The organism is Streptomyces sp. NPDC033270 (assembly GCF_055576575.1).
Map to the genome: position 1 here is coordinate 90127 of NZ_JBVIRA010000013.1, position 14287 is coordinate 104413.

The window sequence follows — 14287 nt, forward strand, 5'->3', positions numbered from 1 at the left end:
GTACTCCCCCCCCCCCCCCCCCCCCCCCCCCCTCCCCCCCCCCCCCCCCCCCCCCCCCCCCCCCCCCCCCCCCCCCCCCCCCCACCCCCCCCCCCCCCCCCCCCCCCCCCCCCCCCCCCCCCCCCGCCGGCGTCTCCGGCCCGCTGACGCCTCCCCTCAGGACAGCTTGTAGGAGAGCGTGTAGTGGGCACCGTCCTCTCGGAACTTCATCTCGCCGTAGCCGAGGAGCGGAACCTGCTCGCCGAGCAGGTCGTCGTCGTCGAGCCGGTCGCTCTCGTACATGCGGACCGTCGCGACATCGCCCGAGAAGGGGAAGGACTTGTTGATATGGCGCTTGTCGATGTTCTCGATGCTGGTCGAGTAGACCCGCACGCCATTGATGGTGAGGTAGATGTCGTCCGCCCCGTTCCAGTCCTCCTGCTCGACGCATTCGAGCGTGTAGAACGTCACGACACTCATCGGTTCCCCCTAAATGGTCGGTGGTGTGCGCCTGCGGACCGATCTTGCCCGCCGGGGATCAACGGTTGCTAAACGGGGCTTGAGGAACATCCGCGCCAGATCGCGCGCCGCCGTCGCCCAGCTGCGGTCGCTTCCCGCCGCCGAGCGGGAGCACGATGTCCTGGACGAGGACGTCGCCCGGCTCTCCCCGCTCAAGCACGCCAAAGGGGAGGCTACGAGGGGCGGGCTGATCGGCGCCGGGGACGGGGCCGAGGTAGGTATGACCGGTCATACGGCAACAGGCGGGCAGGTCGAGCGGGACGGCGGTGACCTGCCCGGCCACGCCCTGCGCCTGGGCTGCGTCGCGCAGTTGCTCCGGCCCGGTGGGGCTGAAGTCCGTGGCCTGACGAGCCCACTGCCGTTCAGTCTTCCGGGCGGAGGGCCAGGTCGAGGAGGCCGGGGAAGCGGGCGTCGAACTCCTCGCGGCGCAGCCGGTTGAGGCGTTTGGTGCCCTGGTCGCGTTGTTCGACGAGGCCGGCGTCGCGAAGGACGCTGAAGTGGTGGCTCTTTGCGGCTCTGCCGACGGGTACGTCGAAGTTGCTGCAGCTGAGCATCCAGTCGGAGTGGGCCGCCAGCTCGCGGATCAGCTGAATGCGCACCGGGTCCGCGAGTGCGGCCAGGGCGGTGAGCAGGGCGACGTCGGCGGGGTGTGTGTGCACGGGCGCCGGTCGGTGCCCTCCGGCTTCGGTGCGCTCCGACATCCCTCTTCCTCCTGCGCGGTCATCACACCCGTTTGCGGAATGTTCGACTTCCATCTTACATTGCCGATGTTCGCTTCCGGTTGAACATTGATGGAAGGGGGGTCCGAGGATGCGCGCCGTCGAGTTCCAGGCGTATGGCGGCCCCGACGTGCTGCGGCTCGTGCAGGCCGCGGTGCCCGAGCCGGGGCCGGGGCCGGGCCAGGTGACCGTTGACGCCGCCTGGGCAGGGGTGGACTCCGCGGACGTGAAGACGCGCGCCGAGGGGTGCCGGGTGGCGTCCCTGCCCTACTGTCCCGGCCTGGAGGTAGCCGCGCTCGTCGACGACGGCGGCTGTGCCGAGGAGGTTCGCCGCGCCGCCAGCGGCAGGGGGTCGACCTTTGCGACGCGAGCGGCGCCCACCGGCTCAGGGGCGGACGCACCTCTACCGGCAAGCCGCTGCTGCGCGTCGCCGACCGACCGCCCACGTCCCGGGACACGACAGCCCGACAGCCGGTCGAACCTGTTCGACCATCCGCACGACCACCGGCCCCGGCACCTGCCCGGGGCCCGAAACCACGGACCGAGGAATGCAGCAACACAGCGCCGCCCAAGGACTGTCCGCCGTCGCAGGCAAGGTGCCCGCACCCTGTCTCGTCCTGGCCGGCGTGTGCGGGCTCCAGTTCGGTGCGGCCCTCGCCCCGCGCGCGTATCCGCAGGCAGGCGCCGCGGGCGTGGTGTTCCTGCGGCTGCTGATCGCCGGCGTGATTCTCTGCGCCCTGTGGCGCCCGAAGCGCCGGGCGCTGAGCTCGACCAAGGGGGCCTGGAAGACCGTGCTCACCGCCGGGACCCTCCTCGCGGGACACCACATCGCCTTCTTCGAAGCCGTCAACCACCTCCCCCTCGGAATCGTCGCCACGATCGAATTCCTCGGCCCCTTCACCATCGCCCTGGCCGGCTCCCGCCGCGCAGTCGACCTGCTCCCCGCCTGCCTGGCCGCAGCAGGCGTGTTCCTGCTGAGCGGCACAGGCTGCACCTCCCTGCCCGCGGTCGGCCTCGCCCTGGCCGCCACGGCGGCCTGCTGCTGGGCCGGATACATCCTCGTCTCCGCGCGCATGGCCACCCGCCTCAGCGGCGGCCAGGGCCTGGCCGTGGCCATCACCTGGGCGGCCCTGCTCAGCGCCCCCTATGGCATCGCCCACGCCGGCAGCGCGCTGCTGGACCCGCACGTCCTGTGGGTAGCGGCCGTAGTGGCGGTGGCCTCCAGCGTGCTCCCGTACTCGCTCAACCTGGAGGCCATGCGTCGGATCCCGCCACACGTCTTCGGCGTACTGACCAGCCTGGAACCGGCCGCAGGCGCTCTGTTCGGCCTGCTCATCCTCGGCCAGTACCTCGCCTGGCCCCAGTGGGTCGGTATCGCCGCAGTCGCCTGCGCCTCCATCGCGGCCACGTACCTGGGAGCCGGAAAGCGCAGGACGTCACGCGTCCGGGCCGCCGTCACCTCCCCGCCCGGCGCGACAGCCGAGCGGAGCGAAGGCGATGTCCCCGGGGGATGTTCCTCAAGCCCCTGAACGGACCAGACCGACCGGCGATCGGTGTTCCGCGTTCCGGGCCCGTTCAACTGCCGGCCACGAGCCTCCCGCAGAGTTCGGAATGAGAGATTCCGAATCTTGGTGACACCGCTGTGGCCGGGTCCGCCCGCCACCGCAGGAGGGCCCCATGGCCGGCATTGACATCACCACCGACCGTCGTCGATTCCTCTTCACCTCCGGTGCCGCCGTCGCCGCGACCGGCGCCGCCTTCGCACTCCCCCACATGGGCCGCGGCGGCACGACCGCGGGCGCCGTGCCGGCACAGCGCGGCGGCCCCGGCCCGTCGTCGGCACGCCCGCTCTCCGGACGAGCGGCACCGTATGGGACCACCACCTTGGAGACGACCGCCCGGCTCGCCGGCCGTGGTGGCTACCGGCGCATCGCCCCCGGCCCCGGATGGCCCCTGGTCGTACGGGGCGAACTCGCCACCGCCAGGGCCGCCCGCCGGGACCGGCGCACCGCCCTGGCGTGCTTCGTGCAGTTCACCGACCTGCATGTGGCCGACGTCCAGAGCCCGTTGCGGACCGAATTCCTGCGCGCCGGGTCCCCGGGATCGTGGCGGGGGCAGGAGGCGCTGTCCGTGGCGGGCGCGGTGTCGCTGGTGGAGCAGGTGAACGCGCTGGGCGGCGGCCCCCATACCGGCCGGCCGCCGGGCTTCGTGATGTCCACGGGGGACAACATCGACAACCACTCGATGGTGGAGCTGGAGTGGTTCCTCACCGTGATGAGCGGGGGCCGGATCACCCCCAACACCGGCGACCCGACGGCGTACGAAGGCGTCCAGAACTCCGGCCTCCCGCTGTACTGGCATCCCGACGACAGTCTGCGCGACCAGGACAAGCGGCGCGGAATGCCGCGGATACCCGGCTTCCTCGACGCCGCGATCCGCCCGGTCACCAGCCCCGGCCTGCGCATTCCGTGGTACTCGACGCCCGGCAACCACGACGACCTCCCGGGCGGTTGCCTGGCTCCGCAGGACCCTCAGCTGGCCGAGTACATCACCGGGGCGCGCAAGCTCTTCTCCGTGCCGGACGCCGACGTGGCCGCCTTCGCCAAGGTGCTGGAGACCGGCGACGATCCCAAGAGCACCGTGCTCAGGGACATCCTGCGCCGCAACTCCGCCAGGGCGCGGACGGTGACCGCCGACGACCGCCGGCGCCTGGCCACGCCGCACGAGTACCTGCGCGCGCATCTGGACCCGGCCTTCGCGGGAGCGGGGCCGGTGGGGCACGGCTACACCGAGAACCACCTGGACGGCGACCGGATGTACTACTCCTTCCCCATCGCGGACGGAGTGGTGGGCATCAGCATCGACACCACCTACCGCAGCGGCCACTACGAAGGATCACTGGGAACCGAGCAACTGCGCTGGCTGGAACGGACATTGGCCGCGCACAGCACGCGCCATCACGACGCGGACGGCCGGGTGGTGCGCAACCCCGGGGGCGACGACGCGCACCTCCTCGTCTTCAGCCACCATCACAGTCCGAGCATGACGCGGCGCCCCGACGCGGCCCGCACCGACGAGACCCGGCACGACGGCGCGGAGGTCATCGCGCTGCTCAGCCGCTTTCCGAACGTGGTGGCCTGGATCAACGGGCACAGCCACGTCAACCGCATCACCCCGCACGCCCATGCCACCCCCGCCCGCTCCTTCTGGGAGGTCAACACCGCCTCCCACATCGACTACCCCCAGCACGCACGGCTCCTGGAACTGGTCGACAACCACGACGGAACGCTGTCGCTGTTCACCACGCTCATCGAATCGGCCGCGCCGTACCGCACGGACTTCGACGACCTGTCCGCCGTCGGGCTGGCGTCCCTCTACCGGGAGCTGTCCTACAACGCCCCCGGTCTCGCCGACCGCATGCCGGCGCCCGGCGCGGTCCACGAAGTGATGGCGGGCACGGCCGCGGACCGCAACACCGAACTTCTCCTGCCCCGGGCGTGACCCATCGGACAGACCCTAAGGGCGGACCCCTACCCCCATACCTGAGAGCCAGGCCGTAAGTACGCTCCCTGGCGGGACGTGGACCAAGCGGTGTGATCCATAGCTTCGGTACCGGAAGCACCACCGGCTTCCGGTACGGAAGGATCACCGCTCATGGCGTCCCGCCCGCGCGGCCAGCGTCTGCTGCGCACCCTGCTCGCCACTCTTGTCGCCGCCTCGGTGGCCGTGCCCGTCTCGGGTGCGGCGCGCCCCGCGGCCGTCCCGGCGCCCGCCCCGGCCGACCTCGGCCCGCTGCGCTCCGCCACGCCGGGCGCGCTCGCCGCGCGGTACGCCGTCAACCGCGACGGCATCGGCGCGGCGGAGCGGATGGCCGCCGGCCACGGCGACCGGAGGCGGGCCGCCGCGCTGCGCGCCATGGCGGCTCCGGCGCGGCAGTTCCTGTCGTTCGACGGCCGCGGCGGGGGCCGCACCACCGAGGTCCTCGGCGACCTGGCGCGGGCCGAGCGGATCGCCGTACTGGTGCCGGGGTCCGACACCAGCCTCGACACCTACGAGCGCTTTCGGGCCGGTGCGCGAGCACTCCACCACGAAGTGGGCTCCCGCACCGCCGTCGTCGCCTGGCTGGGCTACCAGACCCCGGGCACGCTGAGCACCGAGGTGCTCACTCCCGCCCTAGCCGCGGATGCCGCACCCCACCTCGTGCGATTCGTCGACGAGTTGAACAAGGCACGGCCGACTGCGCGGGTCTCCGTCCTGTGCCACTCCTACGGCTCGGTCGTCTGCGGGCGGGCCGCGGCGGGCCTCGCCGTGGCGGACATCGTGCTGTACGGCAGCCCCGGCGCCGGCTGCGACGGTGTCGCCGCGCTGCGCACCCGGGCGACGGTCTGGGCCGGGCGCGGCGGCGCCGACTGGATCGCCGACGTGCCGCACGGGCAGATCCCTCTGCCGTTCGGCACACTCGGGCTGGGCGAGGACCCGCTCTCCCCGGCCTTCGGCGCCCGGATCTTCGCGGCGGGTTCCGGCGGCCACAGCGACTATCTGCGCCCGGGATCGGTGTCGCTGGAGAATCTCGCGCGGATCGTCTCCGGACGCCTGCCGGTCGAGGAGCGCCACCGTGCTGCGTGACCTCGTCCAGCGGATCGACTCCGCGACCCCGGCCGGCCGCGACCGCACCATCGACGCACTCCGCGCGCTGGCCATCCTCGGTGTGGTGCTCGGGCACTGGCTGGTGACCGCCCTCGTCGTCGACAGCGGCACCGTGCACGGTGCCAGCCCGCTGCAGTATCTGCCGCGACTGGCCCCGGTTTCCTGGGTGCTGCAGACCCTGGCGGTCTTCTTCCTGGTGGGCGGGCAGGCGGGGGCGCGCAGTTACGCCGCCGCCCGGGCCCGGGGCGGGACCTATCGGCGGTGGCTCGGCGCCCGGATGGCGCGGCTGTTCCGGCCGGTTGCCGCGGTGCTGGTGGTCTGGAGCGCCGCGGCGGCGGTGATGCTGGCATCCGGGGCCGGTGTGGAGACGGTACGGACGTTGGCCAAGCTGGTGCTGTCCCCGCTCTGGTTCCTGCTGGTCTTCGCCGCGCTGACGGCGGCGACGCCGCTGGTGGCCAGGCTGCACCCGCTGTGGGCACTGGCCGTCGTGCTGCACGTCGACCTGGTCCGGTTCGGTCTGGGCGGGCCCGCCTGGCCGGGCTGGATCAATGTGGTGGCCGGGTGGCTGGTCCCGTACTGCCTGGGGGCGTTCTGGTCGCGGGGCGGGCTGCGCGAACGCCGGACCGGATGGGCGCTGCTGGTCGGGGGCGCCGCCGCCACCGCCGGGCTCGTGCTGTGGGGCGGCTATCCGGCCGCCATGGTCGGGGTGCCGGGCGCCGGGATCTCCAATCTCAACCCGCCCACCCTCGCGGTCGTCTGCTTCGGTCTCGCGCAGTGCGGGGTGGCGCTGCTGGTGCGTGATCGGCTGCGCCGGGCGCTGCGACGTCCCGCGGTGTGGGCCGCGGTGGCGCTGCTGAACCTTTCGGCGATGACGGTGTTCCTGTGGCATCAGACCGCGATGATGGCGGTGACGGCGGTGGGTCTGCTGGCCGGCCGGCCGTTGCCCGGTCTGCACACCGTGCCCGACGGCGCCGGCTGGGTGCTCGCCCGGCTGGGCTGGCTGCCGGTGTTCGCGGTGGCGCTGCTGGTGTGCTGGGCGGCGTTTCGTACGTACGAGCAGGGGCGGCGGGCAAGTCGTGGCGGCAGCCGGGTCGTGCGGGAGCGGCGCTCCGTTCCGGTGACAACGGGGCGAGGCTAGAGTGGATCTTGTGAACGAGGGGGCCGGGGACGGCGGGGGGCGGCGGCTGCGGGCCGCCGCGGGGACGGCGTTGCGCACGCTGCGCGGCGATCTGTGGACGGCGGCGCGGGATCCGTTGCCGCGCATGCGCTGGCTCGGACGGCTGCCGCACGCCCATGTGGTGCTGTTCGCGGTGCTGATGTTCCTACTCAATGCGAATGACTACCAGGAGTTGCTCGGCGGGGACCGGCACCAGGACGAGACGTTCCCGACGCGGGTGCTGCTGCTCCTCGTGCTCCAGACGGCGGCGGCCGTCCTCGCGTTGACCCGCCCGGTCCTCGCCTGGTGGCTGTCGACACTCGCGCTCTTCCTGACTGCACAGGCCGCGGAGCCCGTCGTCGACCACGACAGTCTGTGGCCCTGGAGCGTCGCGGGGGTCGCCCTGCACACCCTCGTGCTGCTCCTCCTCGCGCTGCGGGTCCGCCCCCGCGTCGCGGTCGAGGCGCTGGTGGTCACGCTCCTGGCGGGGATGGTCAACATGGCCCTCGCCGCCCCCGCCCCGGCACCGGGCGGGCACAACAACGACCTCACCCGCGGCGCGGTGAGCTTCGCGACCGCGGTGGTGGTCGGCGCCTCGCTGCGCATCAGCCGGGTGGCCCGTAGCCGGCTGATCGTTCAGGAGGAGCTCACCGCCGAGGAACGGGCCCGCCGCACCCTGCTGGAGGAGCGTGGGCGGATCGCCCGCGAGCTGCACGACGTGGTCGCCCATCACATGTCGGTGATCTCCATCCAGGCACAGGTCGCTCCGCATCTGGTCGACAACCCGTCGGACGCGCTGAAGGAGAACCTCGCGGGCATACGGGAGAACGCCGTCGAGGCGCTGACCGAACTGCGGCGCGTACTGGGCGTGCTGCGCTCGGAGGAAGCGCCGTCGCAGGAGGTGCGGCACGCCCCGCAGCCCACCCTCGACCGGCTGGACGAGCTGATCGGCAAGGTGCGCTCCGCCGGGGTCGCGGTCACCGCCGAGACCACCGGAGAGCCGCGTCCGCTGGCTCCGGGCGTCGAGCTGTCGGCGTTCCGCATCGTGCAGGAGGCCCTGAGCAATGCGCTGCGGCACGCGCCGGGGGCGGCGGTGCGGGTGGCCATCGAATACCACGCCGACGGGCTCGCGCTCAAGGTCACCAATGCCGCGTCGGGCGGCCCCGCCCCGCTTTCCCCCGGCTCCGGTCACGGACTGCTCGGGATGCGCGAACGCACCGCCATGCTCGGCGGTGAACTGGCCGCGGGGCGCACCCCGGACGGCGGCTACGAGGTGACCGCGCTGCTGCCCGCCAACGCCCACCGCCCCTCCGCCGACCCTGGTTCCACCGGTACCCCTGATTCCCCCGTTGAGGACACCCCATGACGAGCATCCGCGTGCTGATCGCCGACGACCAGGTGATGGTCCGTCAGGGCTTTACGGTGCTGCTCAACGCCGAGCCCGGTATCGAGGTGGTCGGCCAGGCCGTCGACGGCCTGGACGCCGTCGCCAAGGTCGCCGAACTCGCCCCGGACGTCGTCCTGATGGACGTCCGCATGCCCCGGCTCGGCGGGATCGAGGCGACCCGCCAGATCACCGAACCGGCCGGCGCCACCGTCAAAGTGCTGGTCCTGACCACCTTCGACCTCGACGAGTATGTGTACGAGGCGCTGCGCGCGGGCGCCTCCGGCTTCCTGCTCAAGGACGCCTCGGCCGCCGAACTCGCCCAGGCGGTACGGGTGGTGGCCGCCGGTGACGCGCTGCTCGCCCCGAACATCACCAAGCGGCTGATCGCCGAGTTCTCCCGGGTCACCAGTACCCCCCGCACCCCGCTCAAGGACCGTGTCGGCGATCTGACGGAGCGCGAGACCGAGGTGCTGGCGTTGATCGCGCAGGGACTGTCCAACGGCGAGATAGCCGAGCGGCTGGTGGTGGCGGAACAGACGGTCAAGAGCCATGTGGGCCGGATCCTGGTCAAGCTGGGACTGCGCGACCGGACGCAGGCGACCGTCTTCGCCTACGAGACGGGGCTGGTGCGGCCGTCGGGGTACTGAGCCGAGGGGCCGGCCACCCGACGACGAGCGGCGGCTGCCCGGGTGCGCGTTTCACGCACCGGGGCAGCCGCCGCACACCTCGTGCCCGCAAAGGCTCCGTCAGGCCCGGGAACTCATCGCCCGGCGACCGCCGCGGCGAGCGCGAGGATCCGGCGGGCGTCCTCGACGTGCAGATTCTCGATCAGCCGCCCGTCGACGGTGGCGACTCCGCGTCCCTCACGGGTGGCTTCGTCGAACGCGTCGATGATCTTCCGTGCGCGCTCGATCTGGTCGGCGGACGGGGCGAACACCCGGTTGCACGGCTCGACCTGCGAGGGGTGGATGAGCGTCTTGCCGTCGAAGCCGAACTGCCGTCCCTGTACGCATTCGGCCTCGAAACCCGCGGCGTCCTTCACGTCGTTGTAGACGCCGTCGAGGATCACCTTGCCGGCGTCGCGGGCACCCAGCAGGGCCAGCGACAGTCCGGTCAGCAGCGGGGCGCGGCCGGTGACGTGTTCGGCGTGGAGCTCCTTGGCCAGATCGTTGGTGCCCATCACCAGTACGGTGAGTCGCTCGCTGGCGGCGGCCACCGCACGGGCGTCGAGCATCGCACGGGGCGTTTCGACCATCGCCCAGATGGCGGTGCGGTCCGGGGCGCCGGCCGCTTCGAGCGCGCGCTCGACCTCCCGCACGGTGTGGGCGGAGTCCACCTTGGGCACCACGACCGCGTCCGGGCCGGCCTCGGCGGCGGCCCGCAGGTCGTCGGCGTGCCAGGCGGTGCCCGGCGCGTTGACCCGGATCGTCACCTCGCGGTAGCCGTACTCGCCGGAGGCCGCCGCGGCGGCGACCCGCTTGCGGGCGTCGGCCTTGGCGTCGGGGGCGACGGCGTCCTCCAGGTCGAGGATGAGGGCGTCGGCGGGGATGGACTTGGCCTTCTCCAGGGCGCGTTCGTTGGCGCCCGGCATGTAGAGCACGGAGCGGCGCGGCCGCAGGGTCGCGTCGGACATGGGACTTACTCCTTGTTCTGCCGGGTGTCGGCCGCCGCGTAGGCGTCGCGCAGCTCGGGGTCGCGGGCGGCGAGGGTGTCCGCCAGCTGGGCGACCACCTGGCACTGCTTGTACGTGGCGTCGTCCTGCATCTTGCCGTCGATCATCACCGCGCCGGTGCCGTCGCCCATCGCCTCGATGACCCTGCGGGCCCAGGCGACATCGGCGGGGGCGGGCGAGAAGACCTTCTTGGCGATCGCGATCTGCACCGGGTGCAGGCTCCAGGCGCCGACGCAGCCGAGCAGGAAGGCGTTGCGGAACTGGTCCTCGCAGGCGGTGGTGTCCTTGATGTCGCCGAACGGCCCGTAGTACGGGAGGATGCCGTGCGCCGCGCAGGCGTCGACCATGCGCGCGAGGGTGTAGTGCCACAGGTCCTGCTGGAAGGTGGCCCGCGGCGCGGTGTCGTCCTGGCCGTGCGGGTCCTCCCGGACCAGGTATCCGGGGTGTCCGCCGCCGACGCGGGTGGTCTTCATCCGGCGGCTGGCGGCCAGGTCGGCGGGGCCGAGCGAGATGCCCTGCATCCGGGGGCTGGCTCCGGCGATCTCCTCCACGTTGGCGACGCCGGTGGCGGTCTCCAGGATGGCGTGCACCAGGATCGGCCGCTGGATCTGCGCCTTCGCCTCCAGCTGCGCGAGCAGCCGGTCGACGTAGTGGATGTCCTCGGCGCCCTCCACCTTCGGCACCATGATCACGTCCAGCTTGTCACCGATCTCGGTGACCAGCGTGAGCAGGTCGTCCAGCGCCCACGGCGAGTCCAGGCTGTTGATCCGGGTCCACAGCTGCGTCTCGCCGAACTCGGTTTTCCTGGCGATCTCCACCAGGCCCGACCTGGCCGCCTCCTTGCGGTCGGCTGCGACGGCGTCCTCCAGATTGCCGAGCAGTACGTCCACGGTGGGGGCGATGGCCGGCACCTTGGCCGCCATCTTCTCGTTGCCCGGGTCGAAGAAGTGGATCATCCGGGACGGCCGGAAAGGTACTTCACGCACGGGTGTCGGCGCGCCGACGGCCAGCGGGCGGAAGAAGTCCTTCGGAGAGCGCATGCAGTCTCCCTGGTCGGATCGAGGGGTGCGGGGCCACCGCCGGGTGTCCGGCGGCGGCATCCGGCCTCACTTTAGGCCCGCGGGGCGGTGACGCTACTGATCAGTATGTGTGCTGTTGGTCACCGAACGGCTCAGGTGAGCGCGGTCCGACGGCTCAGGTGAGGGCGCGGCCGGACCGTGCCGAGGTGCGGGTCTCGCCGGCGGCTTCGACGACGGTGACGGGCCTTCTCGCGCCTCTGGCGCTGGCGGCTCGCGCTCTGCCATGCGGTGCCGGTGCTGCTGGATCCGCCCGACCACGACCGTGCCGTGGCGCCAGGGCCTCTCCGACCCTGACCCATCGGACAGGCCCTAGTGGCCCCGGACATCGCCCCCCCCGCTCACCGAAGTGCTCAGAAGCCGGGGCTGGGCGGTCCGTTAGTGTCCCTCCCCGTACACCTGTCGGTGTCCACCAGTTGGAAGGAGAACGAGAGAATGCCGCACATACTCGTCGACTACGACGAAGCACTGCAGGAGTCCTTCGATCGCCGTGGCTTCGCCCGCGAACTGCACAAGCTGGCCGCCGAGACGGTCGACGGCATCACCGTCGAGAGCTGCAAGACCCGTTTCCGCCGCGTCGACGAGGCCGTCATCGGCCACGACGAGCCCGGACACGCCCTGATCCACGTGGAGTTCGCGATCCTGCCCGGGCGCAGCACCCAGACCAAGTCCGCGCTGAGCCAGGCGGTCCTGGACCTGGTACGGCGCCACACCGCATCGGCGGGTGCCGTGGCGGTGCATGCCTCCGTGGACGTACGCGACCTCGGCGCGGCGTACGCCAATCATGTGGCGCCCGCGAGGGACCGCTGACGATCCTCGTCTCCCGCGAGGGCGTCATCGGCGGGCCTCAGCGGCCGTCGCGGTTCAGCAGCCCGAACACCGCGCAGACCAGCACCGCCAGCAACGCGCCCGCCCCGAGGAGCGCCGGTACCCCGAGCGTGGCGGAGGACAGTGCGGCAAGGGCGTACGGAGTGAACATGCCGGTGTAGGCCAGCGTCCAGAACAGGGAGGTCAGGCGGGCCAGGTGTGCCCGCGGGGCGAGGGCGGCGACCTCGGTGAGGCCGAAACTCAGGGTCAGCCCGTAGCCGGCGCCGAGGATCGCGGCGGCGCCCAGCGCGAGCCACGGCTGCTCGGCGGCCGCGGCGGGTGCGGCGCAGGCGAGCCCGGCCGCGATGACCAGAAGGCCGGCGACCCCGTTGGCCAGCCGGTGCCGGGTGGCCAGGTGCCGGGCCAGCGGCTGGACGACCAGCCCGGCACCGGGGACGACGGCGGTGGCGACGCCGGCGTAGACGGTCTGCCACCCCGTCAAACCACCGTCGACCAGGCTCGGCAGGGTCACGAAGCCGATCGTCGGGGCCGCGAACACCCAGGGGGCGACCGGCAGTACGGCCCGCCAGAACCTCGCCCACGGGAAGGCCTCCGGCACGGCGGGGGCGGGGCCGGTTCCCACGGTCGGCCGGGGACGCACCGGCCGGGACTCCGGCGCGCCCCATGCCGCCGCGCCCGCCCCGACGGCCAGGACGAGGTGCGGCAGATACGCGGTGAGCATCGGGTACGGCGCCCACTGGGCGATCAGTGAGGCGATCAGCCCTCCCGAGGCGAAGCCCGCCGAGACGAACATCCCGGACCGCTTGGCGGCCGTGCCCGGCGAGGCGGTCGGGTCGTACGGCGGTGCGGACAGTTCCTTGACCCATGCGCTGCCGGCGGCCAGCAGCGCGCCCGCGCCGAGGCCGGTCAGGAAACGGCCCGGCAGCAGGCACCAGGTGGCGGCCGAGCCCGCCATGAGCAGGAAGGTCGATATCAGGTTGATGCCCAGGGCGAGGAGCGCGACGGGGCGGCGGCCGCACCGGTCGGCCAGTGGGCCGCCGGTCAGCAGCCCGGGGATCAGGCCGATGACGTACACCGCGAACAGGCCGGTCACCGCGGACTGCGACAGGCCCGCCTCGGTGCGGTAGGCGCCCAGCAGGGCGGAGAACTGGTTGGCGCTCCAACCGGAGGCCAGCATCAGGCAGGCGACGCGTCGTCCGTAGCGGCGCGGCGGTGGCATGGGGGCGGGGTCGGCGGTGCGGTCGGCGGCGAACGGCTCGGGGCGCGCCGGAGGGTTGACTGTGCTGCTCATGGCGCTCAGTCTCACCACCGCCGGTCCGTCGGCGCGGCCCGCGTTCACGAATCGTGAACGCCCGTGCGGGCGCCGCCCACCTGGCCCCTTAGGGTGGCTGACATGGACCTTCGCTTGCTGTCGTCCTTCCTGGCGGTGGTCGAGGAAGGACATTTCAAACGGGCGGCCGCGCGGCTGTTCCTCTCCCCTCCCGCGGTCACTCAGCATGTGCGGCAGCTCGAGAGTGAGCTCGGCACCCGGCTGCTGCACCGCAACCCGGTCTCCCCCACCCGGGCCGGAGCGCGGCTGGCCGGGCACGCGCGTACCCTGCTGGCCGCCGCGAACGCGGCGCTGGACGACATCTCCGAGGTCATACGCGAGCCCCTGGACGAGGTCACCCGCCCGCTGCGGATCGGCATCATGGGCCATGGTTCGGCGGAGCTGACACCGGCCGCGATCAACGCCTACCGGCGGGCCCGCCCCGGCGTCCCCGTCGAGCTGCGGCAGCTGAACTTCACCGAACACGTCACCGCGCTCACCGAGGACCGGGTGGATGTCGCGTTCGTGCGGCCGGCACCGGACGACGAGCGGGTCGTCGCGGACGTGCTCACCACGGAGCAGCGCATCGTCGCGGTGCCGGCGGCGTCGGCGATCGCGGACGCCCGTGAGGAGGGGGTGCGCGTGGCCGACATCGTCGACCTGCCGTTCGTCCGGGTGCCGGGTCACACACCGGCACCGTTCACCGACTACCTGTACTTCGATCATGAGGCCCAGCGCCGCAGCCCGGACTGTGCGCTGACGCCCCACGAGGTGCTGACCGGCGTGATCACCGGTCGCGCGGCCGGCTCGGGGCTGAAGTCCTTCGCCCGCTACTACGCGTGGCCGGGGGCGGCGTTCGTACCGGTGCTGGACGCGCCCTGGGAGAGCAGCTACCTCGCCGTACGGGCGGACGACGCCGACCCGGAGGTGAAGATCTTCCGGGCCCTGACCATGGCCCTGGCGCCGGAGCTGAGGCCCCACATCGAGCGGTGACC

General features: G+C 72.6%; 13 protein-coding genes. 8 read left to right on the forward strand and 5 right to left on the reverse strand.

Annotated features, from left to right (window positions below):
• Positions 1-156: 156 nt before the first annotated feature.
• Together ACZ5XZ_RS19605 and ACZ5XZ_RS19610 are read right to left on the reverse strand one after the other, a co-directional pair.
• Complete coding sequence (locus ACZ5XZ_RS19605) at positions 157-459, reverse strand: hypothetical protein (RefSeq protein WP_468979589.1); 303 nt, start codon at positions 457-459, stop codon at positions 157-159.
• Between the two features lie 401 nt (positions 460-860).
• The gene (locus ACZ5XZ_RS19610; protein WP_468979591.1) at positions 861-1199 is read right to left on the reverse strand and encodes an ArsR/SmtB family transcription factor; all 339 of its coding nucleotides are present in this window, start codon (positions 1197-1199) and stop codon (positions 861-863) included.
• Positions 1200-1765: 566 nt separating this feature from the next.
• On the opposite strand from ACZ5XZ_RS19610, the gene ACZ5XZ_RS19615 reads away from it, so the two are divergent.
• From ACZ5XZ_RS19615 to ACZ5XZ_RS19640, 6 genes are all read left to right on the forward strand, one after another.
• A complete protein-coding gene (locus ACZ5XZ_RS19615; RefSeq protein ID WP_468979593.1) occupies positions 1766-2746 on the forward strand; it encodes an EamA family transporter in 981 nt (326 codons plus the stop codon).
• Between the two features lie 148 nt (positions 2747-2894).
• Positions 2895-4718 (forward strand): TIGR03767 family metallophosphoesterase, encoded by a 1824-nt coding sequence (locus ACZ5XZ_RS19620; RefSeq protein WP_468979594.1) that lies wholly within the window; start codon positions 2895-2897, stop codon positions 4716-4718.
• A gap of 153 nt (positions 4719-4871) precedes the next feature.
• A complete protein-coding gene (locus tag ACZ5XZ_RS19625; RefSeq protein WP_468979596.1) occupies positions 4872-5843 on the forward strand; it encodes an alpha/beta hydrolase in 972 nt (323 codons plus the stop codon).
• Complete coding sequence (locus ACZ5XZ_RS19630; protein WP_468979843.1) at positions 5836-7002, forward strand: acyltransferase family protein; 1167 nt, start codon at positions 5836-5838, stop codon at positions 7000-7002. Before ACZ5XZ_RS19625 ends, ACZ5XZ_RS19630 begins: the two co-directional genes overlap by 8 nt.
• Before the next feature lie 10 nt (positions 7003-7012).
• Positions 7013-8386, forward strand: coding sequence for a sensor histidine kinase (locus ACZ5XZ_RS19635; RefSeq protein ID WP_468979598.1), 1374 nt, complete (start codon positions 7013-7015; stop codon positions 8384-8386).
• Positions 8383-9054: a response regulator gene (locus ACZ5XZ_RS19640; RefSeq protein ID WP_468979600.1), complete on the forward strand. Its 672-nt coding sequence runs from the start codon at positions 8383-8385 to the stop codon at positions 9052-9054. Before ACZ5XZ_RS19635 ends, ACZ5XZ_RS19640 begins: the two co-directional genes overlap by 4 nt.
• A 113-nt stretch (positions 9055-9167) precedes the next feature.
• Here ACZ5XZ_RS19640 and ACZ5XZ_RS19645 read toward each other — a convergent pair whose 3' ends face one another.
• Positions 9168-10040 (reverse strand): HpcH/HpaI aldolase/citrate lyase family protein, encoded by an 873-nt coding sequence (locus ACZ5XZ_RS19645; protein ID WP_468979603.1) that lies wholly within the window; start codon positions 10038-10040, stop codon positions 9168-9170.
• A 5-nt stretch (positions 10041-10045) separates the two neighbouring features.
• Positions 10046-11119 (reverse strand): HpcH/HpaI aldolase/citrate lyase family protein, encoded by a 1074-nt coding sequence (locus ACZ5XZ_RS19650; RefSeq protein ID WP_468979605.1) that lies wholly within the window; start codon positions 11117-11119, stop codon positions 10046-10048.
• Positions 11120-11590: 471 nt separating this feature from the next.
• On the opposite strand from ACZ5XZ_RS19650, the gene ACZ5XZ_RS19655 reads away from it, so the two are divergent.
• Positions 11591-11965 carry a 5-carboxymethyl-2-hydroxymuconate Delta-isomerase gene (locus ACZ5XZ_RS19655; protein ID WP_468979608.1) on the forward strand — a complete coding sequence of 125 codons (375 nt, stop codon included), beginning with the start codon at positions 11591-11593 and terminating at the stop codon, positions 11963-11965.
• A 37-nt stretch (positions 11966-12002) separates the two neighbouring features.
• On the opposite strand, the gene ACZ5XZ_RS19660 is transcribed toward ACZ5XZ_RS19655, so the two are convergent.
• Positions 12003-13274, reverse strand: a complete 1272-nt coding sequence (locus ACZ5XZ_RS19660) for an MFS transporter (protein ID WP_468979610.1) — start codon at positions 13272-13274, stop codon at positions 12003-12005.
• A gap of 102 nt (positions 13275-13376) precedes the next feature.
• Here ACZ5XZ_RS19660 and ACZ5XZ_RS19665 point away from each other — a divergent pair, with 102 nt between their 5' ends.
• Positions 13377-14285, forward strand: coding sequence for a LysR family transcriptional regulator (locus ACZ5XZ_RS19665; RefSeq protein ID WP_468979612.1), 909 nt, complete (start codon positions 13377-13379; stop codon positions 14283-14285).
• The last annotated feature ends 2 nt before the right edge of the window (positions 14286-14287 follow it).

Bases quoted from the DNA above. Each gene is read 5' to 3' on its own strand.
- ACZ5XZ_RS19605 (WP_468979589.1), bottom strand. From the start codon at position 459: ATGAGTGTCGTGACGTTCTACACGCTCGAATGCGTCGAGCAGGAGGAC.
- ACZ5XZ_RS19610 (WP_468979591.1), bottom strand. From the start codon at position 1,199: ATGTCGGAGCGCACCGAAGCCGGAGGGCACCGACCGGCGCCCGTGCAC.
- ACZ5XZ_RS19615 (WP_468979593.1), top strand. From the start codon at position 1,766: ATGCAGCAACACAGCGCCGCCCAAGGACTGTCCGCCGTCGCAGGCAAG.
- ACZ5XZ_RS19620 (WP_468979594.1), top strand. From the start codon at position 2,895: ATGGCCGGCATTGACATCACCACCGACCGTCGTCGATTCCTCTTCACC.
- ACZ5XZ_RS19625 (WP_468979596.1), top strand. From the start codon at position 4,872: ATGGCGTCCCGCCCGCGCGGCCAGCGTCTGCTGCGCACCCTGCTCGCC.
- ACZ5XZ_RS19640 (WP_468979600.1), top strand. From the start codon at position 8,383: ATGACGAGCATCCGCGTGCTGATCGCCGACGACCAGGTGATGGTCCGT.
- ACZ5XZ_RS19645 (WP_468979603.1), bottom strand. From the start codon at position 10,040: ATGTCCGACGCGACCCTGCGGCCGCGCCGCTCCGTGCTCTACATGCCG.
- ACZ5XZ_RS19650 (WP_468979605.1), bottom strand. From the start codon at position 11,119: ATGCGCTCTCCGAAGGACTTCTTCCGCCCGCTGGCCGTCGGCGCGCCG.
- ACZ5XZ_RS19655 (WP_468979608.1), top strand. From the start codon at position 11,591: ATGCCGCACATACTCGTCGACTACGACGAAGCACTGCAGGAGTCCTTC.
- ACZ5XZ_RS19660 (WP_468979610.1), bottom strand. From the start codon at position 13,274: ATGAGCAGCACAGTCAACCCTCCGGCGCGCCCCGAGCCGTTCGCCGCC.
- ACZ5XZ_RS19665 (WP_468979612.1), top strand. From the start codon at position 13,377: ATGGACCTTCGCTTGCTGTCGTCCTTCCTGGCGGTGGTCGAGGAAGGA.